We start from the raw sequence: 22,112 nt of genomic DNA, 5'->3' as shown, positions 1-22,112 counted from the left end.
GGCAGCGCTTGCTAGGCGGCGAATGGTCCGCCGGTAGCGAAGGTGAGCTTGGCGAAGCGTTCGCCGATGCGGCGATGTGTGGCCGCGTCCGGGTGGAGCTGGTCGGGCAGCGGGAGCTCGGCGAAGTCCGCCTCGCCGTAGAGGCCGCGGCCATCGAGGTAGTGCAGATGGGGATCATCGGCCGCCCGCTGCTTCACGATGCGGCCCAGTTCGTCGCGGATGACGTTGAGCGTCAGCTTCCCTGCAGCGCGTTCCGCAGGGTCGCCCGTGGCCCGGAACTGCAGCGTCCCGGTGCTGAGGTTGCTGAAGTCCGGGGCACTGGGGCCGGGCGTGTCCTCATGGATGGGGCAGTGAATGGGCGAGACGACCAGCAGCGGCGTGGCAGGATGCCCGTCGCGGATGGTGTCGAGGAAGCCGTGCACCGCCGGGGTGAAGGCACGCAGCCGCATCAGATCGCTGTTGACCAGGTTGATGCCGATCTTGACGCTGATCAGGTCCGCGGGGGTGTCCCGCAGGGCGCGGGCGGTGAACGCATCGAGCAGGGCACTGCCGCTCAGACCGAGGTTGATCAGGTCCACACCGCCCAGCGAGGCGGCCAGCGCCGGCCAGGTCGTGGTGGGGCTGGCGGCATTGGAACCGTGGCTGATCGAACTGCCGTGGTGCAACCACACCCTGCGGCCGGCCTGCGCTGCGGCCTCGACGGGGGCGTCGGTGCGCAGGGCGACCAGCTGGGTGATCTCGTTGTGCGGCAACCAGATCTCGATGTCCTTCTCGCGGTCGGGCAGACCGGTGAACCGGACGGTGCCGACCGGTCCCGGCCGGGTTTCCGCAGACCCGGTGGCCATGTCCACCATCAGGATGTTGCCGCCGGTCACACTGCCCCGGCCGGCCAAGTGGCCGTCGACGAGCAGGTCGTACACGCCGTCCGGACGGGGCGGGGCGCCCCGGTAGGCCATCTTGGTGCGAAGCGTGTCCAACTCGATGGCCACGGCCCGCGTACGAAACACCAGCCGTACGCCGGAAGACTGGGCCTCCGCCATGGCCAGCTGCCCGTCGGCGCACTGGGCGCGGGCCCGGGCAGGCAGTCGATGCGGCAGCGCACCGTGCTCGGTGCGTTCCAGGTCGAGCGCGCCGCGCAGGAGTTCGGCGGTGACGGGAGTGCTGATCCAGGCTGTCGCCCGGGGCGTGGTCGCGGAGCCGGGCACGGGTTCGTCGTACTGGCGGTTCATGATCTCAGTTTGTCAACCGAATACCCGATCAACAAACTTAGCGGTGCACGAGTCGGGTCGGATGCAGCGGGCTCGGCTGGAGCGGCTGTTGTGAGTTCCATCGAGCCGTTCACGCGACGTGGTCTGCTGCCGGGATCAGGGGCAGCAGCAGGTATGGGCGTCGCTCGTCCGCGCTGTGCAGGGTGATTAGTCCACTGTAGACAGGGTTGTCGCGGTCGCCGGGGAGTTCATGCCAGAACGGTCCGCTGCCCCGCATGCCGTGCGGGCCCGGGGGCAGGGTGGATGTAGTCCTGGCCGCGCACCGACACGCCGAGGCGGTACCCGGCCGGAACGACGATGGACAGCGGCCAGATCTCGACGTCGGCCTCGTAGATGTGTCCCGGGACCAGGGGCGAGATCGTGGTGTGCCGGTGCCACGACCGGTACGGCAGCGACAACTCGGGGTCCACTTCCCGGTGCGACATCCGCAACCAGCCCTGGGAGACCGGTGCGTTCGGCTCGGACGCGGCGGAGAACAGCACCTCGGTGCCGCTGGGGTCGAACAGGTGCACCGTGACGAACAGGTCCGCGTCCTCGGTGCTGGAGGACACGAACAGCTTCATCGCCGCTGGGCCGGTGAACTCCACGTCGTGCTCGACCGCGGGCAGGGTGAACATCAACCCTTCCGAACGAGCGGTGAACTGCGCCCGTTGCCGTTCACTCGGCGCGTGTTCGGCCAGGCCGAACCCGAACACGCACGAGAAGGAGACTCTGCGCAAATGAACTCCGGATCAACCACTACCGGTACTTACCAGGCTCAAGCCGCGCGGCGACTCGGTGCGCCGCACGAGGTGTTGGGACGATGCCGGTGGGGATGAGGACGACGAGCCGAATCCCCGGCAGATGGCCGTCGCATTGCGCGACAAGGTCCCCCGCACGACTTCATCGGGCTCGGCGAGCTGGACCAAGATGCGCTGGTAGCGCAGTATGAGGCGAGGCACGTCATGGCTGGCGGCGGCCAAAGCTCTTGCCGCGAAAGGGGAATCGTCACCAACGAGCAGGGCATGATCGGTTACGCGTTACCCGAGATACGCGGATTGTTGATCAACCTGGTTCGCCGCTAGCTGCCCGGCCCCGAGCATGTCTGGTCTTACCGACGGACGCGGCTGCCCCCTCACCTCAAAGCCGTCGCAGTATTAACGCTTGACCACCTGGAGCAGCTGGAACGTCACCGCAACGTGGCCTGAGTGGCGGGCCTCACCCCGGTATTCGATTAACTTAAGCCCCAACTCGGCGGCGATGCTGTCGAGCCGCACGCGGTCGCCGAGGCTATTGAAGCCCAGCAACAACACCCCACCGGGAGTGAGCCGCTGCATGCCCTCCGCCAGGTAGCGTCGGTGCGCGCGGTAGTCGCGGTCGAAGATGGCGTGCTCGATGTCGTGCGAGTAGTCGAAGTGCTCGGGCGTCGGGATGACGTTGGAGTTCCAGAAGATGACGTCGAAGCGGTCGTCCCGGTCGAGCGGGTCGAACAGGTCGCCCTGGTGGACCGACACGCGGTCGCCGACACCGTGCCGGGTGGCATTGAGCGCGGTGTTTGCGGCTGCTTGGCCGCTGATATCGACGGCGGCCACCCGCGCGCAGCCACGCAGCGCGGCCAGCACGGCCGTAACGCCCGCCCCGCACCCGATCTCCAGGAACGAGCCTCCCGCCGGGTAAGGGAGCCAGTCGGAGAACAGCTCGGTCGAAGCCGTGTGGATGGGAGCGAACACCTCCGGCAGGAGGTCCCAGCTGTGGCCGAGCAGCTCGAACTCGGCGGGCCGGTCGGTAGTGTCGAGGTGCCGGGCCACGAGCTGGAAGCCGACGTCCAACTCGGCCATCTTCCGTACCGCAGTGCGCTTCACCTTGCCGTTCGAGTTGCGTGGCAGCTCCGGCACGATGACAACGTCCTCGGGAACCTTGTACCAGGTGAGCGATTCCTGGGCGGCGGTAATCAGCTCCGCTGCCACCTGATCGTGGTCGCTCACGCCGCTGACGAGCACGACGTAGGCGCGCAGCGTCGAGTTGCCGACTGGGCGCCGGACCGAACAGACAGCCACCTCACGCACTGCGGCGTGGCGCAGGAAGAACTCCTCCACCTCGATCGGGTGCACATTCGTCCCGCCCACGACCTCGATGTCGTCGACCCGGCCGTGCACGGTCAGGAAGCCGTCCTCGTCCACGGTCGCCGAGTCGCCTGTGGCGTACCACTCGTCGGCGAGTCGACGCGGCGGCTCATCGCCCTTGCGCACGCCGAGCGAGATTGTGGGTCCGGCGACCTGGAGCAGGCCCGGTTCGCCCGCCGCCACCGAGGCGCCATCCTCGTCCACCACGCGCAGCCGGTATGGCGGCAGGATTTTGCCGACGCGGCGGTCCCGCCACGCCCCGGGGGTGTTGGCGACCAGCGCGTAGCCGACCTCCGTGGTACCGAAGACATTCAGGAACCGGCTGCCGAGCGTCGCGCGGAACTGGGTCTCCTGCGACTCGGGTACGACCTCGCCGCCGCAGACGGCGAGCCGCAGGGACGCGAGGCGTCCGCTGTCGTCCGGCGTTTGCAGCATCTTCGCGTAGAAGCTCGGCTGGCCGTAGAAGACCGAGACCCGGTGCTCCGCGATGATTCCCAGCGCCACGTCAGCCGTCGCCCGCACCGACCGCAGAACGGTTGTCGCGCCCCGGCTCAGCGGCAGGAAGAGGGAATTACCAAGGCCGAACCCGAAGTACATCCGCGACACGGAGAAGCAGACATCGTCCTCCGTCAGCCGGAACGCGGAATTGGTCGCCTGTTCGAAAATCTCGGGATCGGCGTGGGTGTGGAAGCACAGCTTCGGGTCACCGGTCGTTCCCGACGTGAACAAGCCGAAGCCTGCCACGTCGGTGCCGCCGGTGAAGTACGGCGCCTGACCGGGGGCGCGCAGCTTGTCCGGGTCGATGACGAGCGCGTTGAACCGGGACGTCAGCGCGGGAGCGCAGATCACCGCCGCGGGATTGGCGATCTCCGCTGCCTTGCGCAGCTCGTCGACGTGCAGGTCGGTGTTGACCGGGATCGCGACCAGCCCGGGCCTGCAGCGCCCCCAGGAACGACCAGACGAAGTCGATGCCGTCCGGCAGGGCCAGCAGTACCCGGTCGCCTGGCATCAGCCCGGCCTCCAGCAGCGCGGCGGCGGCACGCCCGGCCCCCTCGTGAACGTCGCCGTACGAATACTGGAGGCCATCCGCGACATAGGCGGTCCGGTGCGTCCAGTTGTTGCGTTCGGCCAGCGAGGCCAGTCGTTCGACGAGATTCCCGAACATCGTCGGCTGATTTCCCTCCGGAAGCTGGCTGGCGACCTCAATCGGGAGATGCGGGTGGGATTCTGTCCTGGTGCACTGCATCCGAGGAGAACGCGTCAGCGGGTGTCGAAGCGCCGTTTGGTGCGCAACGACGATTGTTGATCAAATTTCGCCGGTTGCGGCGAACTCCGCATTCTTTCAAGTTTTTCGGGCAGTCAATATGACCCGAACCGCCGCCGCTCGGTTCGGAAGGCGCGCGCTGACCGCCAAGATCCCCGCGCTGGAACAGGCATATACGCCGAATTTCCTGAGTACTGCGGCGACCCCTTGAGGTTGTGCGTGTGGGATGCCGTTAACGCACGTTTTCCTGCATGGGGTCCTCCGGCGGACGTGAGAGGGTCAGGGCGTGCCGAGCACCCGGTCGACCAGCGTCTCCAGGTCCGACCCGGCGCGTCATACCCGAAGATCGCGCGCAGGTAGATCGCCGCCTCGGCGGTCGCCGGCCCCTGGCCGGCGCTCTGCGAGTTTCCAGAGTCGCTTCGGCGCGGAGATTTCGTTGACCAGCCAATGCCCCTGCACCGAAAGCGCGGGCGCCGGTTTCGGCCGTGTTCCTGGCCCCGGACTCCGGAAGATCCAGCCCGGATGCGCCTGCGGTGCGGGACGGACGGGCCGAGGTGCGCCCGCAACCGAACGACTTCACGACAACGCGCCGGGCGCGGGACGGACCCGCACCCGACGCCGATGGCTCAGCGCGAAGCCATCAACTCGTCGAACGACGCGAACCGCTGCGCGGTGTCGGTACCGCAGAAATCGCCTACCCAGCCGTCCTCGTCGTGGAAGAACCGGATCGCCACGAAATCCGGGCGGGTCCCCATGTCGAACCAGTGCGTGGTGTTGGCCGGCACGCTCAACAGATCACCCGCCTCGCACAGCACCGCGTACACCTTCGTCCCGATGTGCAGGTAGAAAACTCCGGCGCCACGGGCGAAGAACCGGTCCTCGTCATCGTCGTGGGTGTGCTCGGACAGGAACTTCTCCCGCGCCGCCCTGGCCTGCTGCGCCCACTCCGGATCATCGTCGCGCGGGGCCATCACCGCCGCGTCCACCTTGATGTAGCCCTCGGCGTCGATGACCTCGGCGACCTCGGCGCGATAGGCCGCCAGCACGTCATCCGGAGACGCATCCGCGGGCAGCTCCTTGAGCTCCCAGCGCTGGAACCGCACCCCGAACTGCTTGAGGACATCGGCGATCTCGCCGGCTTCCTCGCTGCGCAACTCCACGGCGCCGGGATCGGTGTCCGGCCACACGGTCAGCAACGTCATGAAACCACCTCCTGGAATCCGTTCGTGGCCAAGGTGAACTGGAACAACCACTCCAAGCATTCCGTGCGGTGCCGGGCCTGCACCAGATCCCTTCCCCACACGTACAGGCCATGCCGCGCCACGATCACCGCGGGTGTCGCGGCGTTGAACCCCGCCTCGAACGCATCCCCCAGCACGCCCATGTCCTGACTGTTGGGCACCACCGGAATCCTCATCACGTCGTCATCACGGCGCCCGAGACCCTTGAGCATCTCCAGATCCCGCAGCACCACGCCACCGGGCCAGCGCTGGCCTGCCACCACCGCCGAGAGCATGTGCACATGCACCACCGCCCCCGCGCCGGCCACCGCCGCGATCCGCGCGTGCAACCCCGCCTCCGCCGAGGGCCGCTGCGCGGGATTGGGCTGATCGGGCACCGCAGCGCCGGAGGCGTCCACGACCACCACATCCGACGCGCTCAGCTCGCCCTTGTCCAGGCCGCTGGCGGTCACCGCAAGGCGAAGCGGATCCTGGCGCAACGTCACCGACAAGTTGCCGGAGGTGCCGCGCATCCAGCCCAGCCCGGCCAGCCGCGCCGACTCCGCGGCCAGCGCCGCCCCGGCCGGTTCCAGCCCGATGCTCACTCGATCACCCCGAGTTCGACCTGATCGAAACCGGACACCACCGGATGCGCCCCGAAATCGGCGTCGGCGAACGGTTCCCCGCCTCTCGCCACGCCCACGGTCTGCCAGCCCGCGGCCGCGGCGGCATCCAGTTCTGCGGGCACGTCCGAGAAGAACGCGATCTGGCCCGCATCTGCCCGCAGCCTTTGGGCGATCGCCGCGTAGGAGCCGCGCTCTCGTTTGGGCCCGGCGTTGACCGTGTCGAAGTGGTGCGCGAAAAGTCCCCGCAGATCGCCTGAAGTCGTGTTGGAAAACGACGCGATCTGCCCGGCCACCGAACCCGAGGAGAACACCGCCAGCCCCAGCTCCCGCGCCCGCCACGAACGCAACGCCGGCACCACATCCTGGAAGTAGTCGGTGGTCAGCTCCCCACGGGCGTACCCGTCGGCCCAGATCAACCCCTGCAACGTCTTCAACGGGGTGGCCTTGCGGTCGGCGTCCATCCAGCCGTGCAGGACCGCCACCACCTCGCCTGTGGTGGCCTGCGTTCCCAGCCCGGCCTCGGCCCTGACCTGCGCCACCGCCTCGGCCACCACAGGATCGTCGAGGTGCTTGTCGATCCACGGCCCCAGCCGCGGCCGCGCGTAGTCGTAAAGCACCACGTGCACCTGGCTGGTGGCGGTCAACGTCCCCTCGATATCCAGCACGACCCAGCGGGCCGCGACACGCACGCTCACGGTGCCGTCCCCTGTTCCTCGTTCCAGTACTCGTGCACCCGGTCCGGCCCGAACGCGCCCCGGTCGGTGACCACCGTGGTCACGAACCGCGGGTCGGTGACGTCGAAGGCCGGGTACAGGCCCCGCACCCGCTCGCTTGCGCTGCGCCGCCCCAAGGTGTGCAGCACCTCATCGCCGTCACGGAACTCGATCGGCACATCGGCGCCGGTGGCCGAAGCGGGATCCGGGGCGTGGCACAACGCGTGGAAGGGCACGCCGAAGGCGTGTGCGGCCACCGCCAGCTGCAACGTGCCCACCTTGTTGATCACGTGACCGTCCATGGTGACCCGGTCGCTGGCGGTCACCAGCGCATCGATCTGGCCCGCCCGCATCAACGACGCCGGCATGCCGTCGGTGACCACCGTGGTGTCCACGCCCATCTCCGCCAGCGTCTCGGCGGTCAACCGCGCGCCCTGCAGGTACGGGCGGGTCTCGGTGCACACGAATGACAAGTGCTTGCCCAGTTCCAACGCCGCCTCGACAAGCCCGACCAGGTACAGATCCCCCCAGCAGTGCGTCAGGATTCGTGGCTGCTCCGGAAGCAGCGCCGCACCGGCGCGGCCCATCGCGGCGCTGCGTTGCCGGTAGTCGGCATCCCCGGCCCGCGCGCCGGCCAGTGCCGCCGCCGCCACATCGTCGCCGCCGGCGGCCACCGCCGCCATGACCCACTCCACGGCCTTGCGCGGCTGGTCGTTGGTCGGCCGGGTGGCGATCAACCGCTCACCGGCGCCCCGCAGGTGCTTGCGAGCGGTGTCCGGATCCCGGTCGGCGACCTCGCGCGCGGCCAGCACCATGCCCCACAGCACCGCGAAGTACGGCCCAGAGGACTGGGTCACCATGTCCTCGATCGCCCCGGCGACCTCCTCGACCGTGCGGGCATGCACCCACCGGCGCTCGAACGGGAACACACGGCGATCCAGCAGGTGCACCCCGTCCTCGGCCAGCCGCACGCTGTCGGCCAGCGTCGGCAACCCCGGATGCGCGGCAGGTGGCGGCATCGAACTCCCCGGCATTCTCGGCGTACGGGAACTGAAATCTTTACCCAGGGTATCGATTCCGGACCCAGTGCTGGCAAGGCCTCCACATCGCGGGCAGCGCCCCGCCGCCCCGCGGGGTTTGTGAGGGTGCCGGTATCGGCCATGATCGGATGGTGCGTGCTCCGGCGACACCGGGACCGCAAGCGCAGCCGCACCCCATTCCGGGACTTCACCCCAAGGCCGCGCCGAGGCCGACTCGAGCCACCACTTCCGAGCCCGAGCCGCTCTGGCGCGCACCCGGCCCCCGCTAAGGGCGCGAGATCCTGGAGGTCGACCGTTGATCGACTCCCGACCCACCCGGTCCATCACCCACCTACTGGTAGTGCGGCGCGGTGTTCCGCAATGCCGTCGGTGATGACCTGGAGGGTGTCGGTTTAGGTTTTCCTCCCGGCGGCGTTCAGCCTTCCAGAGCGGTCCCCGGGGGACCGGAAACCTCCCGGCATCGTGCTCACGATCCGCCACATCACCGACCGCGAAGCCAAAAACGTTCGCCACCGGCCAAACACCGCCGGTGTGTCCACAGTGGCCGGATCTACCAGGCTTCGAAGGCGGCAGGGCCGAGCCCGTCAACGACAGTGGCCTTGGCACCGGCGCAGGATGCAGGTCTGCGCCAGTGCCAAGGCCACTGCCTGCGCACTGCCTACCGCCGCTTCTTCGGCGGATCCTTGCGGAGCAGATCGGGACCGATGATCCGGCGCACCACTCGGCGCACCAGGCTGCGCTTCTTCACCGGCGCGGCCGGAGTCGACGCCGCCGGCGTGACCGGCTTGATCCGCTCGGTCGGCGCCGCTACCTGCGGCTGCGGGCCCGTCAACCCCGCATCCGGGGGCGGCGCTTCGGGGTGGAGGCGCTTGGCGAACTCGGGCTGCTCATCGCGGATCGCGGGAATGTAGGGCTGGGTCACTTCCACCCGCGCCGGGCTGGCCGCCGGCGGTGGCGGGGCTGGCGGACGGGTCGGCACGACCGCCTCGTCGAGGGGGAGTTGGCCTGCGAAGCGGGTAGTGGGCGGCCCCGGGTTCGGTGGCGGCTGCTGCGCTTCCGATGGGACCACGGGCTGGAACCACGGTCGAGCAAGGTCGTCTTGAATAGTCATCCGTATCGACTCTGCGGGGGCAAAATGGCCAATGTCACCGGATTTGGGGCTTCCCGCACCGGCGGATCAGACCCTACCGGTAACGGACAGATAAAGCACACCCCCGTGTTCCCGAGCTCTCGTCGCATGATCACTCCGAGTGCTGGCGCGGGCATCCGGTGTAATCAAGATCCGGAGAGCAATGGGCGAAACCCGAACCGCCGACATGGTCCGGACCCGGCCCTGCGTCGAATCAGGGGCGCCTGTCGCCGAATGCGGACTTCGACGGCCCGTCGGCCATCGTGACCTGCCGCAACTGCCCGAACTCCGCCGCCAGCGTGCCCGCCGTCCAATGCGCGTTGAGCCCACTGGGGTTGGGCAGCACCCACACTTTGGTGTCCTCGATCCGCCGGTCCTGCGGCCCCACCGTCGCCCGGCGCTCACCGAAGGCCACCCGGTAGGCCGTGATCCCCACCACGGCAACCCACGCGGGCCGAAACCGCCGCACCTTCTCGACCAATACCTGCCCACCGGCCCGCAACTCGTCATCGGAGAGCTCGGCGGCCCGCGCACTGGCCCGTGCCACGACGTTGGTGATGCCCAACCCGAAATCCAGCAGCTCAGCCTGCTCGTGCGGGTGCAGCAGGCGCGGGGTGAACCCGGCGGCATGCAGCGCGGGCCAGAACCTGTTGCCCGGCCGCGCGAAATGGAACCCCGTGGCCCCCGACCACAACCCCGGATTGATCCCGCAGAACAACACCCGCAAACCGGGCGAGAGGACGTCGGGAATCCTCGCCCCCTCCGCCGCGGCCAACTCCTGCGCACTGGGCCGGTTTCCCGTCAACTCCCACCTCCGGTTCCCGCTACCGGCAACGGACCTTGCCCGGAGACCACCGAGCCCCGAACCGGATCCGCGACGGACACGAAAAATAACCTGGACCTAACTGGAGATTCTACGGTCGTCGGCGTGACCGGGATCCGGTGACCGGCACCGAGGGTAACCACGTCGTCTCGGCACTGGCGAAATCAAAGGTGCGCGGGGCCCGGTCAGGGCCTCGCTGCTCGAAGGGGCCGTGTCCGGAGACCTATTGGGAAGAACGACCGCTGGAAACAGCTCAGGGCCCCGAGACGGCCGACGCTCCCGAGGGTGCTTGAGGCGTGGCGGACTGCCGCGGCCTCTCGTGTCGGTCCCGGAGTGGGACGAGCCGAACCAGATCAGAAAACTCGTCCCACGGGGTCCGCGAAGGGCCTTGATCAGGTGCCGACGTAGGCCGCGAGGTGCTCGCCGGTCAGGGTGGAGCGGGCGGCGACGAGGTCAGCGGGCGTGCCCTCGAAGACGATCCGGCCGCCGTCGTGCCCGGCGCCCGGGCCGAGGTCGATGATCCAGTCGGCGTGGGCCATGACCGCCTGGTGGTGCTCGATGACGATGACCGACTTGCCGGAGTCGACGAGCCGGTCGAGCAGGCCCAGCAACTGCTCGACATCGGCGAGGTGCAGGCCGGTGGTCGGCTCGTCGAGCACGTAGACGCCGCCCTTCTCAGCCATCTGGACGGCCAGCTTGAGCCGCTGCCGCTCGCCGCCGGACAGCGTGGTGAGCGGCTGGCCGAGGCTGAGGTAGCCGAGCCCGACGTCGGCGAGCCGGCCGAGGATGCGGTGCGCGGCCGGCGTGCGCGCCTCGCCTGCGCCGAAGAACTCCTCGGCCTCGGTCACCGACATCGCGAGCACCTCGCTGATGTCGAGGCCGCCGAGGTGGTGGTCCAGCACCGATGCCTCGAACCGCTTGCCCTCACATTCCTCGCAGGTCGTGGTGACGCCGGTCATCATCGTCAGGTCGGTGTGGATGACGCCGGCGCCGTTGCAGTTGGGGCAGGCGCCCGCGGAGTTGGCGCTGAACAGCGCCGGCTTCACGCCGTTGGCCTTCGCGAAGGCCTTGCGGATCGGGTCGAGCAGTCCGGTGTAGGTCGCCGGGTTGCTGCGCCGCGAGCCGCGGATCGCGGCCTGGTCGATCGACACCACACCCGAGTCGGCGGGGACCGATCCGTGCACGAGCGAGCTCTTGCCAGAACCGGCGACCCCGGTGACGACGGCAAGCACCCCGAGCGGGATGTCGACGTCGACCTTGCGCAGGTTGTGCGTCGTCGCGCCACGGATCTCCAGCATGCCGGTGGGGGTGCGCACCGTCTCCTTGAGGGCGGCCCGGTCGTCGAAATGGCGGCCGGTGATGGTGCCGCTGGCCCGCAGCCCCTCGACAGGGCCCTCGAAACAGACGGTGCCGCCCGCCGTGCCAGCGCCGGGGCCCAGGTCGACGACGTGGTCGGCGATCGCGATCGTCTCCGGCTCGTGCTCCACGACCAGCACCGTGTTGCCCTTGTCCCGCAGCCGCAGCAGCAGGTCGTTCATCCGCTGGATGTCATGGGGGTGCAAGCCCGTGGTGGGCTCGTCGAAGACGTAGGTGGCGTCGGTCAGCGAGGAACCGAGGTGGCGGATCATCTTGGTGCGCTGCGCCTCGCCGCCCGACAGCGTGCCCGACGGCCGGTCGAGAGAAAGGTAACCCAGCCCGATCTCCACGAACGACTCAAGTGTGTGGTGCAGCGCGGCCAGCAGCGGCGCCACCGACGGCTCGTCCAGGCCGCGGACCCATTCGGCCAGGTCGCTGATCTGCATCGCGCAGGCGTCGGCGATGTTGATCCCCTTGATCTTCGACGACCTGGCCGCCTCGCTGAGCCGGGTGCCATCGCACTCAGGGCAGTCGGTGAACGTCACCGCCCGCTCCACGAACGCCCGGATATGCGGTTGCAGCGCCTCCTTGTCCTTGGACAGAAACGACTTCTGGACCTTCGGGATCAGCCCCTCGTAGGTGAGGTTCACGCCCTCGACCTTCACCTTGGTCGGCTCCCGGTAGAGGAAATCCTGCATCTCCTTCTTGGTGTACTTGCGGATCGGCTTGTCCGGGTCGAGGAAGCCCGACTCGGCGTAGACCCGCACTGTCCACCAGCTGTCCGACTTCCAGCCGGGGATGGTGAACGCGCCCTCGGCGATCGACTTGGAGTCGTCGTAGAGCTGGGTGAGGTCGATATCGGAGACCGTGCCCCGGCCTTCACAGCGCGGACACATGCCGCCGGTGCGGGTGAAGGTCTGCCGCACGGTCTTGCCGGCACCGCGTTCGACCGTGATCGCACCGCTTGCTCGGACCGAGGGGACGTTGAAGGAGAACGCGTTGGGCGAGCCGATGTGCGGCCTGCCGAGTCGGCTGAAGAGGATGCGCAGCATCGCGTTGGCGTCGGTGGCGGTGCCGACCGTGGAGCGGGCGTCGGCCCCCATCCGCTGCTGGTCGACGATGATCGCGGTGGTCAGCCCTTCGAGTACGTCGACTTCGGGCCGCGGCAGCGTCGGCATGAAGCCCTGCACGAAAGCGCTGTAAGTCTCGTTGATCAGCCGCTGCGACTCCGCGGCGATCGTGGCGAACACCAGAGAGCTCTTGCCCGAGCCGGAGACGCCGGTGAACACCGTCAGCCGGCGCTTGGGGATCTCAATGCTGACGTCCTTGAGGTTGTTCTCGCGCGCGCCGTGCACGCGGATCAGATCGTGGCTGTCGGCAACGTGCAGCGCAGGCGACTGCGTGTTCGTCCTCGTGGCCATGCTTATCGTGTCTCCATCTATTTGGCGGGACCCGTCTTCGCGGTCTCCGTCGGCGTCGCCTGGCTCGATCTAGCTTCGAGCGCTACGTCTGTTTCTCCTTGGTCGGCGCGGTCGCCGGCAACGGTCTGCTGTCGGTCGCGCATCAGCTCGCGGCCTCTCGTTCACCGCGCGCCGAGCCCTGCGCGTGGAGTGACCCGATGCTCGGTGTCGCGACGACGCTGCGCGCGGCAGCCGGGCTCGGGCGCTCACCGGTCGTCACGGCAACTCGGCGACGTTGCCATCGGGGTCGGTGCCGGCGGCCACCGGCACCGTGCGCGGGCTCGGTCACGGTGCCGTCTGTGCAGGTCATGACCGAGATCGCCGGACGGCTCAGCCCCGCTGCTGAATGCGGATCAGGTTGCCCGAGGGGTCGCGGACGGCGCAGTCGCGAACCCCGTACGGCTGCTCGGTCGGTTCCTGGACGACCTCGACGTCGCTGGCTTGCAGCCGCTCGAAGGTGCCGTCGAGGTCCTTGGTGGCCAGGAGGATGGCGCCGTAGGTTCCCTTGGCCATCATCTCGGTGATGGTGCGGCGCTCGTCGTCGGTGATGCCCGGGTCGGCCCCGGGCGGTGTCAGGACGATGGAGGTGCCGGGCTGGTCGGCGGGGCCGACCGTGATCCAGCGCATCCCGGCGTATCCGACGTCCATGCGGACCTCGAAGCCGAGGGTGTCGCGATAGAAAGCCAGGGCGGCGTCCGGGTCGTTGTGCGGGAGGAAGCTCGCGTAAATGGTGATGTCCATGCTGGTCAGGCTAGTTGCGGCTCCGTGACCCGCGCTTCTCGATTCCTGACCGGTCTGGTCACCTGTTTGGCCACGCACGAGGGCAACCCGGCCGTCGCGCGCGCCGCGTGGCGCCGGTAGGTGCTGGGCGGCATACCGACCAGGTCGGTGAAGCGAGTGCTGAAGGTGCCCAGCGACGCGCAGCCGACCGCGAAACAGACCTCGGTGACGCTGAGGTCGCCACGACGCAGCAGCGCCATCGCGCGCTCGATGCGCCGCGTCATCAGATAGGCGTAGGGCGACTCGCCGTAGGCGAGCCGGAACTGGCGGCTGAGGTGCCCGGCCGACATGTTCACGCCGCGGGCGAGCGCCTCGACATCCAGCGGCTGCGCGTATTCGCGGTCGATCCGGTCGCGGACGCGGCGCAGCCGCGCGAGGTCGCGCAGGCGTTCTGCCGCAGCGGGTCTGGTCACCTGCGGGATCGTGCCACGTCGCGCCGCAGTTGCCCAGTGTCGGAATTGCCCAGTGCCGCAGTTGCCCAGTGTCGTTGGCATCCCGCCCCGCGCAGATCGCGCTTGTTCGCATCGCGTGCGTCGAGGCGGTCATTCCGGGCCGCTGAATCGTGAATGCGGCCTGGGCGAGGCCGCGAGCGGAATGGACACAGTTTGGTAACCGGCGAGGAATACCGGTGACATCAAGAGCAACCAGGATCCATGCTACTGGATACAGATTGCGCTGACGTGCTCAAACACCTAGCGAGGTCCCGTGCTTCTTCGATTGCGCAGTGCGACCGCCGCCGCGGCCGCGCTTCTACTCGCCACAGTGGCCGGATGCAGCAGTGCCGGGAACACGACGTCACCACCGGCCGAAGTCGCCGCACCGGCCGGGCTGGTCGACAGCGGTTCGCTGACCTACGGCACCGCCGCCACGTTCCCGCCGTTCGAGTTCAAGGGTGATGGCGGCAAGCCCACCGGATTCGACATCGAAATGGCCCAAGCCCTCGCCGGGTACATGGGATTGAAACCCGAGCCCATGGATGTCGACTTCGACGGGCTGATCCCGGCCTTGCAGGGCAAACGAGTCGACATCATCAACTCCGCCATGTACATGACGCCGCAACGCCAGCAGCAGGTGGACTTCATCCCGTACCTGGTGATCGGCGAATCGATGCTCGTGCCCAAGGGCAACCCGAAGGGCATCACCCGCATCCCCGATGACCTCAGCGGCAAGACGGTCGCGGTCACCCGCGGCGCCATCGGCGAGACCTACATGAACGAGTTCAACGCGGACCTGACCAAGCGTGGGCTGCCGCCGATGACGATCATGGCGCTGCCCAGCAACCAGGACGCGCTGCTGGCCGTTCGCAGCGGCCGGGCGGACACCTTCGACACCTCCACGCCCGGTGCCGCCTACACCCTCGCCCAGACCAAGGGAGAGTTCGCGATCGCCGGTACGTTCAAGGTGGGCACGAAGATCGGCATCGCGGTCCGCAAGGGCGATACGAACACCGCGAATGCGATCAAGGCCGCCTTGGACAAGTTCGTCGCCTCCGGCAAATACCAGGAACTGCTCGCCAAATACGACCTGCCGCCCGAGGTGAACTACTTCGCCGGAACCGCCCCCCAGCCGTCGCCGACCACGGGGGCGGGCAACTGACATGGGATTCCTGGAGAAGGTCTTCTCGACGGACTTCCTGGCCGCATCGGGACTGACGTTCGCGCTGACGATCGTGTCCATGCTGCTCGGCGTCGCCGGCGGGCTGGTCCTCGCGCTGGCCAAGGCCAGTCCGGTGCCGCCGCTGCGCTGGGTGGTCGACGGCTACATCTGGGTCTTCCGCGGTACGCCGGTGCTGCTTCAGCTGATCTTCGTGTTCAACGTCCTTCCGCTGTGGGGCTTGAACTTCAGCCCGTTCACCTGCGCCGTGGTGGCGTTGAGCCTCAACGAGGCCGCCTACATGGCCGAGATCGTGCGCGGCGGCCTGCTCGGCGTGGACCGGGGCCAGCGAACCGCCGCCCGCATGTTGGGGATGAGCGAGGCCAAGATCACGCGCTGGGTGGTGCTGCCGCAGGCGGCCCGCCTGATCCTGCCGCCCACCGGCAACCAGTTCATCGGGATGCTCAAGACATCCGCGCTGGCCTCGGTGGTCAGCGTGCAGGACCTGCTGCTGACCGCGCAGCGCCAAGCCGCGGCCGACTTCGACTACGTCTCGGCGCTCGGCGCGGCCGCGGCGCATTACCTGGTGCTGACCACGGTGTTCACCTTCGCGGCCGCGACGCTGGAACGGCGGCTGGACATCACCCGGCGGGCCGCCGCCCGCCGCAGAACCCCTGTTGGCGCTACTGCGGTGGTGAACGCGACATGAGCAAAGTAGACGCGGTTTCCGCAGGTGGCCCGGTCGGCTCGACCGAGTCCGCCGACGTGGTGGTCGCGGCCGAGACCATCACACGCTCCTACCACGGCACACCCGTCGTATCCGAGGTGAGCATCTCGGTGCGGCAAGGGCAGACGGTCGCGCTCCTCGGCCCGTCGGGGGCCGGGAAGTCGACCTTGCTGCGCTGTCTGGCCGGGCTCGAACCGGTGCAGAGCGGGACGGTGCGCTTCCGCGGCGAAACGATGTCGCTGCCCGACGCCCCGCCGCGGGCCTTCGGCGGCCGGATCGGGATGGTTTTCCAGCAGTTCAACCTGTTCCCGCATCTGTCCGCTGTGGACAACGTCGCGCTCGCGCCGATGAAGGTGCGTGGGGTGGCCAAGTCCGCGGCCCGTGCCGCGGCGCGGGAACTGCTGGAACGCGTCGGTTTGGGTGAGCACTGCGAGCACTTCCCCTTCGAGCTCTCCGGTGGGCAGCAGCAGCGAGTGGCGATCGCCCGGGCGCTGGGGATGTCGCCGGAGCTGATGCTCTTCGACGAGCCGACCTCGGCGCTGGACCCGGAGTTCACCCGCGAGGTTCTGGCCGTCATGCGCGATCTCGCCGCGGCGGGCATGACGATCGTCGTCGTCACCCACGAAATGGGATTCGCCCGGCGCAGCGCCGATCGCGTGGTGTTCATGGACGCCGGCCGGCTGGTCGAAGAAGGCCCGGCCGACACGGTGTTCACCAACCCCGACCACGAACGCACCCGCGCGTTCCTCGACCAGGTCCTGGGCGGGTGAGGCCGGTGGGCGAGAACCCAGCGGCGATGGCCACCCGGTTCACCATTCCGATCAGCCTGCGCAAACAGGACTGGGCCTACCAGCAGCTGCGGCAGTGGATCCTGGCCGGCACGCTCGAACCAGGCGAGCAGCTCTCGCAGGAACGGCTGGCCACCGAGCTTGGCATCAGCCGGGTTCCACTGCGCCACGCACTGTCTAGGCTGGCCAGCGAGGGCCTGGTCGTGGACCGGCCGCATCAGCGGTGGACGGTCGCCGAGGTGTCGCTGAACGACGCCGCGGACGTCTACCACGGGCGTGCCGCGCTGGAGGCGATGTTGGCCGAGGCGGCGGCGCGGACCGTCGCCGAAGTCAGCGGGGACGTCTCGGCGCTCGAAGAGATCGAGGCGTTGCTGGCCGAACAGCGACAGGCCGCCGCAGCGGGTGACCGGGCCCGGGTCAGCGTCCTGGACCGCCGCTTCCACGGCGCGATCTACGCGTTGGCGGGGATGCCGGCTTCGACGGTCGCGCTCGAACAACTCCGCACCAAGAGCGACCGCTACGTCGCGCTCTATCTGGCCGACGTGGACCGGGTCCAGAACTCCTTGGCCGAGCACACGGCCATGATGGCGGCTCTGCGCAGCGGCGACGCCGCGACATTCGCCGATCTGACCAGGGCTCACGTGCTCGGCGGGCTTGAGGTGCTCGCCCATCTGCTGTCCGGCCCGGCGCATTCCGACCGAAGCAGAGATCAACAGTGAGGAATTCGTTTCACATGTCCGGTTTACCCGAAGCCATCAACCGCCTGGCGATGCCCGAGCTCGCCGACCAGATCGGCGTTTCGCTGCGCGACGCCGAGCGGGAGCTGGAGAACGCACCCGGCCCGGACGGCCTGCTGGATGCCACCTACGCCGATACGCACCGGTTCCCGCCGCCGGAGTGGGCGCTGCCGACATTCAGCGCGGCCGCCGGCGGGGACGGCATGACCTACACCCCCTACCGGGGTGATCGAGGCGTCCGGGAATCGGTGGCGCACAACGTCTCCACTGCGCTGGGCATCCCGACGACCGGCGCCGCCGAGGTGATCCTGACTCCCGGCACCCAGGGAGCGCTGTTCACCGCGCTGGCCTCCCTCATCTCGCCCGGCGACCTGGTCCTGCTGCCCGACCCGGACTACCTGTCGACCGAGCGCATGCTGCGCTACTTCGGTGCGCGGGTGCTGCGGATCCCGATGCTGTGGCCGCAGTCCCCGGCGGGTCACGGCCGCCCACGGCCGGCCCTGGACCTGCAGGCGCTGGAGGACGCCGCGAAGCAGCGGCCGCGGTTACTGGTCTTCTCCCACCCCAACAACCCGACCGGTGCGATCTACGGCGCGGACACCATCGACGCCATCTCCGAGCTGGCGCAGCGTTACGACTTCCACGTCATCGCCGACGAGCTGTACTCGCGGCTGGTTTACGACGGCGAGGAGTTCTTCCACCTGGCCGCCAAAGACGGGATGGCGCAGCGCACCGTCACGCTGCTCGGCCCGTCGAAGACCGAGTCGCTGTCGGGCTACCGGCTGGGCGTTGCGGTGGCACCGGCGAAACTGGTCGAGGCCATGGAGGACGTGCAGTCCTGCACCGCCCTGCGGGCCCCGTCCTACGCCCAGCACCTGCTCGGCCGCTGGATCGGCGACGACGGCGAGTTCGTCGGCCAGCGGATCAAGGAATACGAAGCATTGCGCAACACCACCGTGGCGAAGATCAACGCCTCCTCGGTGATGCGGGTGCGGCCCAGCTTCGGCACGGCCTACGTGTTCCCGGAGGTGCTCACCGGCGCCTGCGACCAGGATGTCGCGCTGACGCTGAAAAAGGACGCCGGAGTGGTGGTCAACCCCGGCTACCAGTTCGGTCCCGCCGGGTCCGGGCACATGCGGCTGTGCTTCGCGCAGGACGAGGCCGTGTGGGACGCCGCGCTGGACCGCATCCTCGACGTCGTCGCGCGCGTGGCACCGCGGCCGTGACACCGGCGGAGTCCACCGCGCCCGCGGTGATCGGAGCCTGGTATGCGGTGGTGCGCCTGCCCCTGCGCGTCCGGCTCCGGCACAGCACCGCCGATGTCGGTGAGTTGCAGGAAGTGGTCTTCCAGGTGCGCCTCGCCGACGGCAGCACCGGCTGGGCCGAGATGCGCGGCAACGGCGCCTACGCCACCGGCTGCGACACGACGTCCATCACCGCCGCGCTGGCCGCGCTACCGGCCGCCGGCGACCCGCGGTGGGCGGACGTGGCCGGCCTGACCACGGCGCTGACCGGGCGTTGCCGGCTCGCGGCAGCGGGATTGGACATCGCGTGGCGCGACGCGCGGGCCCGATCCGAAGGGCGTCGGCTGTGCGCATCGCTGTCCGGAGACACAGAACTGCCCGATCGGTTACCCACGCACGCCGCGATCGGCTTCTGCGCTCCGCAAGAAGCACACGCCCAGGCCGTCGCCGCGGCCGAGGCGGGCTTCAGCCGGATCAAGATCCGGGTGGGCTGCGACCTCGACCGCGAACGCCTGCGCACGATTCGCCGCGCTGCGGACCGCGTCGCGGGCGACGGCGCGGTCGCCCTGGCCGCCGACGCCAACGGCGCCTGGGACGCCGCCGAGGCGATCGAGGCGACGGCCTGGCTCGCCGACTGCGGAGTCGCGTGGTTGGAGCAACCCGTCGCGCCCGGCGACATCGGCGAACTCGCCAGGGTGCGGGCCGCGGCGAGGGTGCCGATCTGGGCTGACGAGTCCGCTCGCGACGAGGCATCCGTCGCCGCGCTGGCCGCCGCCGACGCGGTCGACGGAGTCCATTTGAAGCTGGAGAAGACCGGCACGGTCACCGCGCTGGCCGCCGCGATCACCCGGGCCCGCGCAACGGGATTGCAGGTGGGTCTTGGCCAGATGGACTGCGGCCGGCTCGGCTGCGCCGCCACTGCGCACCTGGCAGCGGGCCTTCGGGTCCAGGTCGCCGAACTGTGGGGGTGCGCGAACGTCGCGCGCGACATCACCGCAGGACTGCAACTGCAAGGCGGGTCCGTGCTCCTCCCGCCCGGTCCCGGCCTGGGAACCCAGCCGCTGCCCCCGCCCGAGATGACGCCGGTCGGCACGCCGTTGGCCGTCCCCGCCTGATCCCACGCACCACCGGAAGGACCCACGACATGACCACGACCGCCGAGAACCCCACCACGGCCGCGACATCGGTCAACGGCGTCCTGGAACTGCTGAGCGCCCTGGTCGCCTGCGATTCGACGACACCCACCGGGGAAGAGCGCACCAGCGCCCAGGTGCTCGCCGGCTACCTCGACGCCGCCGGATTCGCCGTCGACATCGACGAACTCGGGCCCGGCCGGGTCAACCTGCTCGCGCGCCGCCGGTTCGCCGAACACGGCCCGAAGCTGATGGTCAACTCCCACCTGGACGTCGTTCCGGCAGGGCCGGGCTGGACCAGCGAACCGTTCGAACCCACTGTGCGCGACGGGAAACTCTACGGCCGCGGAGCGGCAGACGCCAAAGGAGCACTGGCCGCGATGGCCTGCGCCGCGGCGGAGTTGGTCGCCGCTGAAGGCGGTGCGCCGCTGATCGGCGAACTCGTCTACACCGCCGTGTCCGACGAGGAGGGTGGCTCCACCGGTGCTCGCCACCTGCTCTCGGAACTGGCGCAGGCCGACGACCTGCCGGATGCCGTCATCATCGGTGAGCCCACCGGCATGCGGCCGCTGACCGCCCACAAAGGATCGATCCGCCCGGTGATCGAAGTGGTCGGGGTCGCAGCGCACGCGGCCACGCCCAAGCAGGGCGTCAACGCCGTCAACGCCGCCGGTGCGGTGCTCGCCGCGCTCGACGGCTACAGCCAGGGGCTGGAAGCCATCCGGCACCCCTTGCTCGGCTCGCCCACCTGCACCCCCGTGCTGATCGGCGGGGGAGAGGCGCCGAACGCGGTGCCCGAACCGCTGCCGCATCACCCTCGACCGACGCATGCTGCCCGGTGAGGATCCCGGCGAGGTGCTGGCCGGTATCGACGCCGTGTTGCGGGACTTCAACGCCGCCGGCACCGGGGCGCGGGCTCGGATCGCGGAATGCGCGCCCAGCACGGGTGGGCCGTCGGAAACACCGACCGACGCGCCGTTCGTGCGAGCCTGCCGCGAAGCGCTGGTGGCGGCCGGAGCGGACGGGGAGCCGGGAGGGCTGACGGTCAACTGCGACATGACACACTTCCGCTCCGCCGGGGTCCCCGCGCTGGTGTGCGGGCCGGGACTGCTGGAGGTCATGCACGCCGTCGACGAGTACATCGCGGTCGGTGAACTCCGCGCGGCAGTGGGGAAATACCGTGGAGTTTTCACGCACCTGCTTTCGCCGGGGAGCACCTGGTGGCAGTGAGGATCGCGCTGGGGCAAGCCGAAGCCGCCGCGGGCAAGATCGCCGACAACCTGCTGCGGGCAGCCGGACTCGCCGATGCGGCGGGCGCGGCCGGGGCGCGGATGCTCGTGCTGCCGGAATTGTTCGCCTGCGGTTACGACCCCGCCGCGATCGCCTCCGACGCCGACTCATGGGTGCTGCCGCTGCCACCTGCCGGACGAGCGCCGGACGATAGTTCGCCGCTGGCACCGCTGACGCAGGCGTGCTCGCGCGAGGGAATCGCGGTGCTGCTGGGAGCGGCAGTGCCCGGGCTCCCTGGCGGGCGTCCGTACAACTCGGTCGTCGCCATCGACACCCGAGGACGCGTGCGCGGCAGCTACGCCAAGGCCCACCTGTGGGGCCCGGAGCAGCAGGCCTTCGCACCCGGCGACGCGCTGGTGGTCGCCGAACTCGGCGGCCTCGCATTCGGCGTCGGCATCTGCTACGACGCGGGTTTCCCGGAGTTCGGCCGGGCATACGCCCGGGCCGGCGCCGACGCCCTCGTCTTCAGCTCGGCTTTCGCCGCCGGAGCAACACAACCCCGCTACCGCATCTACCACCCGGCGCGCGCCGTGGAGAACACCGTCTACACGGTCGTGGCCAACGCCATCGGCGAGGTGGCCGGTGAACGCTACTTCGGGTGCAGCGGAGCCTGGGGCCCCACCGGCGACCAGCTGACCACAACCGGAGCCGAACCCGGAATCACCGCCGTCGACATCGACCCGCTGGCGATCGCCGCTGCCCGAAAAAGGTTGCCGTACCTGGCCGAGCTGCGTACCGATCTGCTGCCGGCCCGACCTACCGCGAGTCCACATCGGATCATCCTGGACGCCTGATCGCCATACGACCCTGGAAAGGCGA

Annotated in this window: 21 protein-coding genes and 1 pseudogene; 9 read left to right on the top strand and 13 right to left on the bottom strand. The window is 69.3% G+C overall.

Features of this window, described 5'->3' with window-relative positions; translation table 11 throughout:
• Positions 1–11 precede the first annotated feature (11 nt).
• The 13 genes and pseudogenes from BJ970_RS28700 to BJ970_RS28635 form a co-directional block, all read right to left on the bottom strand.
• A complete protein-coding gene (locus BJ970_RS28700) occupies positions 12–1,229 on the bottom strand; it encodes a GDSL-type esterase/lipase family protein (protein ID WP_184730026.1) in 1,218 nt (405 codons plus the stop codon).
• 227 nt (positions 1,230–1,456) lie between these two features.
• Positions 1,457–1,987, bottom strand: coding sequence for a CocE/NonD family hydrolase C-terminal non-catalytic domain-containing protein (locus tag BJ970_RS28695; RefSeq protein ID WP_221468304.1), 531 nt, complete (start codon positions 1,985–1,987; stop codon positions 1,457–1,459).
• A 417-nt stretch (positions 1,988–2,404) separates the two neighbouring features.
• Positions 2,405–4,255, bottom strand: a complete 1,851-nt coding sequence (locus tag BJ970_RS39110; protein ID WP_281399687.1) for an AMP-binding protein — start codon at positions 4,253–4,255, stop codon at positions 2,405–2,407.
• 106 nt (positions 4,256–4,361) lie between these two features.
• A pseudogene (locus BJ970_RS39105) lies at positions 4,362–4,535 on the bottom strand (AMP-dependent synthetase); the annotation flags it as partial.
• 725 nt (positions 4,536–5,260) lie between these two features.
• The gene (locus BJ970_RS28675; protein ID WP_184730022.1) at positions 5,261–5,836 is read right to left on the bottom strand and encodes a 1,2-dihydroxy-3-keto-5-methylthiopentene dioxygenase; all 576 of its coding nucleotides are present in this window, start codon (positions 5,834–5,836) and stop codon (positions 5,261–5,263) included.
• Entirely contained in the window at positions 5,833–6,453 is a 621-nt protein-coding gene (gene mtnB, locus BJ970_RS28670; protein ID WP_376775179.1) for a methylthioribulose 1-phosphate dehydratase, read from the bottom strand. The genes BJ970_RS28675 and mtnB overlap by 4 nt, the downstream gene beginning before the upstream one ends.
• A gap of 2 nt (positions 6,454–6,455) precedes the next feature.
• The gene (gene mtnC / locus BJ970_RS28665; protein ID WP_184730018.1) at positions 6,456–7,175 is read right to left on the bottom strand and encodes an acireductone synthase; all 720 of its coding nucleotides are present in this window, start codon (positions 7,173–7,175) and stop codon (positions 6,456–6,458) included.
• Positions 7,172–8,212 carry a s-methyl-5-thioribose-1-phosphate isomerase gene (locus tag BJ970_RS28660; protein ID WP_184730016.1) on the bottom strand — a complete coding sequence of 347 codons (1,041 nt, stop codon included), beginning with the start codon at positions 8,210–8,212 and terminating at the stop codon, positions 7,172–7,174. Before BJ970_RS28660 ends, mtnC begins: the two co-directional genes overlap by 4 nt.
• A 679-nt stretch (positions 8,213–8,891) precedes the next feature.
• On the bottom strand, positions 8,892–9,344 hold the full coding sequence (locus BJ970_RS28655) for a hypothetical protein (RefSeq protein WP_184730014.1): 453 nt from the start codon (positions 9,342–9,344) through the stop codon (positions 8,892–8,894).
• Positions 9,345–9,576: 232 nt separating this feature from the next.
• Entirely contained in the window at positions 9,577–10,167 is a 591-nt protein-coding gene (gene mug / locus BJ970_RS28650) for a G/U mismatch-specific DNA glycosylase (protein ID WP_184730012.1), read from the bottom strand.
• A 410-nt stretch (positions 10,168–10,577) separates the two neighbouring features.
• The gene (locus BJ970_RS28645) at positions 10,578–12,962 is read right to left on the bottom strand and encodes an ATP-binding cassette domain-containing protein (RefSeq protein WP_221468303.1); all 2,385 of its coding nucleotides are present in this window, start codon (positions 12,960–12,962) and stop codon (positions 10,578–10,580) included.
• Between the two features lie 369 nt (positions 12,963–13,331).
• The gene (locus BJ970_RS28640) at positions 13,332–13,742 is read right to left on the bottom strand and encodes a VOC family protein (RefSeq protein WP_184730010.1); all 411 of its coding nucleotides are present in this window, start codon (positions 13,740–13,742) and stop codon (positions 13,332–13,334) included.
• Between the two features lie 5 nt (positions 13,743–13,747).
• Entirely contained in the window at positions 13,748–14,194 is a 447-nt protein-coding gene (locus BJ970_RS28635; RefSeq protein WP_312864516.1) for a helix-turn-helix transcriptional regulator, read from the bottom strand.
• 292 nt (positions 14,195–14,486) lie between these two features.
• Here BJ970_RS28635 and BJ970_RS28630 point away from each other — a divergent pair, with 292 nt between their 5' ends.
• The 9 genes from BJ970_RS28630 to BJ970_RS28595 are packed head-to-tail and all read left to right on the top strand — an operon-like array spanning position 14,487 to position 22,087.
• Positions 14,487–15,377: an ABC transporter substrate-binding protein gene (locus tag BJ970_RS28630; RefSeq protein WP_312864515.1), complete on the top strand. Its 891-nt coding sequence runs from the start codon at positions 14,487–14,489 to the stop codon at positions 15,375–15,377.
• 1 nt (position 15,378) lies between these two features.
• The gene (locus BJ970_RS28625; RefSeq protein ID WP_184730006.1) at positions 15,379–16,083 is read left to right on the top strand and encodes an amino acid ABC transporter permease; all 705 of its coding nucleotides are present in this window, start codon (positions 15,379–15,381) and stop codon (positions 16,081–16,083) included.
• Positions 16,080–16,871, top strand: coding sequence for an amino acid ABC transporter ATP-binding protein (locus tag BJ970_RS28620; RefSeq protein ID WP_184730004.1), 792 nt, complete (start codon positions 16,080–16,082; stop codon positions 16,869–16,871). Before BJ970_RS28625 ends, BJ970_RS28620 begins: the two co-directional genes overlap by 4 nt.
• Before the next feature lie 5 nt (positions 16,872–16,876).
• Positions 16,877–17,608: a GntR family transcriptional regulator gene (locus BJ970_RS28615; RefSeq protein WP_312864514.1), complete on the top strand. Its 732-nt coding sequence runs from the start codon at positions 16,877–16,879 to the stop codon at positions 17,606–17,608.
• A 14-nt stretch (positions 17,609–17,622) separates the two neighbouring features.
• Positions 17,623–18,852, top strand: coding sequence for an aminotransferase class I/II-fold pyridoxal phosphate-dependent enzyme (locus BJ970_RS28610; RefSeq protein WP_184730002.1), 1,230 nt, complete (start codon positions 17,623–17,625; stop codon positions 18,850–18,852).
• Complete coding sequence (locus BJ970_RS28605; RefSeq protein WP_221468302.1) at positions 18,849–19,985, top strand: mandelate racemase/muconate lactonizing enzyme family protein; 1,137 nt, start codon at positions 18,849–18,851, stop codon at positions 19,983–19,985. Before BJ970_RS28610 ends, BJ970_RS28605 begins: the two co-directional genes overlap by 4 nt.
• Positions 19,986–20,014: 29 nt before the next feature.
• The gene (locus tag BJ970_RS28600) at positions 20,015–20,845 is read left to right on the top strand and encodes a M20 family metallopeptidase (protein WP_221468301.1); all 831 of its coding nucleotides are present in this window, start codon (positions 20,015–20,017) and stop codon (positions 20,843–20,845) included.
• The gene (locus tag BJ970_RS37200; RefSeq protein ID WP_221468300.1) at positions 20,832–21,233 is read left to right on the top strand and encodes a zinc-binding metallopeptidase family protein; all 402 of its coding nucleotides are present in this window, start codon (positions 20,832–20,834) and stop codon (positions 21,231–21,233) included. The genes BJ970_RS28600 and BJ970_RS37200 overlap by 14 nt, the downstream gene beginning before the upstream one ends.
• Entirely contained in the window at positions 21,224–22,087 is an 864-nt protein-coding gene (locus BJ970_RS28595) for a carbon-nitrogen hydrolase family protein (protein ID WP_184730000.1), read from the top strand. The genes BJ970_RS37200 and BJ970_RS28595 overlap by 10 nt, the downstream gene beginning before the upstream one ends.
• Positions 22,088–22,112: the final 25 nt, after the last annotated feature.

Origin of the sequence: Saccharopolyspora phatthalungensis (assembly GCF_014203395.1) — a bacterium.
Taxonomy (GTDB): Bacteria; Actinomycetota; Actinomycetes; order Mycobacteriales; family Pseudonocardiaceae; genus Saccharopolyspora; species Saccharopolyspora phatthalungensis.
This window is presented reverse-complemented; position numbering and strand designations above follow the sequence as displayed.

Coding starts and splice junctions, on each gene's coding strand:
- BJ970_RS28620 (WP_184730004.1), top strand. CDS start 16,080: ATGAGCAAAGTAGACGCGGTTTCCGCAGGTGGCCCGGTCGGCTCGACC.
- BJ970_RS28675 (WP_184730022.1), bottom strand. CDS start 5,836: ATGACGTTGCTGACCGTGTGGCCGGACACCGATCCCGGCGCCGTGGAG.
- BJ970_RS28610 (WP_184730002.1), top strand. CDS start 17,623: ATGTCCGGTTTACCCGAAGCCATCAACCGCCTGGCGATGCCCGAGCTC.
- BJ970_RS28700 (WP_184730026.1), bottom strand. CDS start 1,229: ATGAACCGCCAGTACGACGAACCCGTGCCCGGCTCCGCGACCACGCCC.
- BJ970_RS28660 (WP_184730016.1), bottom strand. CDS start 8,212: ATGCCGCCACCTGCCGCGCATCCGGGGTTGCCGACGCTGGCCGACAGC.
- BJ970_RS28625 (WP_184730006.1), top strand. CDS start 15,379: ATGGGATTCCTGGAGAAGGTCTTCTCGACGGACTTCCTGGCCGCATCG.
- BJ970_RS28600 (WP_221468301.1), top strand. CDS start 20,015: ATGACCACGACCGCCGAGAACCCCACCACGGCCGCGACATCGGTCAAC.
- BJ970_RS28645 (WP_221468303.1), bottom strand. CDS start 12,962: ATGGCCACGAGGACGAACACGCAGTCGCCTGCGCTGCACGTTGCCGAC.
- BJ970_RS37200 (WP_221468300.1), top strand. CDS start 20,832: ATGCTGCCCGGTGAGGATCCCGGCGAGGTGCTGGCCGGTATCGACGCC.
- BJ970_RS28640 (WP_184730010.1), bottom strand. CDS start 13,742: ATGGACATCACCATTTACGCGAGCTTCCTCCCGCACAACGACCCGGAC.
- BJ970_RS28655 (WP_184730014.1), bottom strand. CDS start 9,344: ATGACTATTCAAGACGACCTTGCTCGACCGTGGTTCCAGCCCGTGGTC.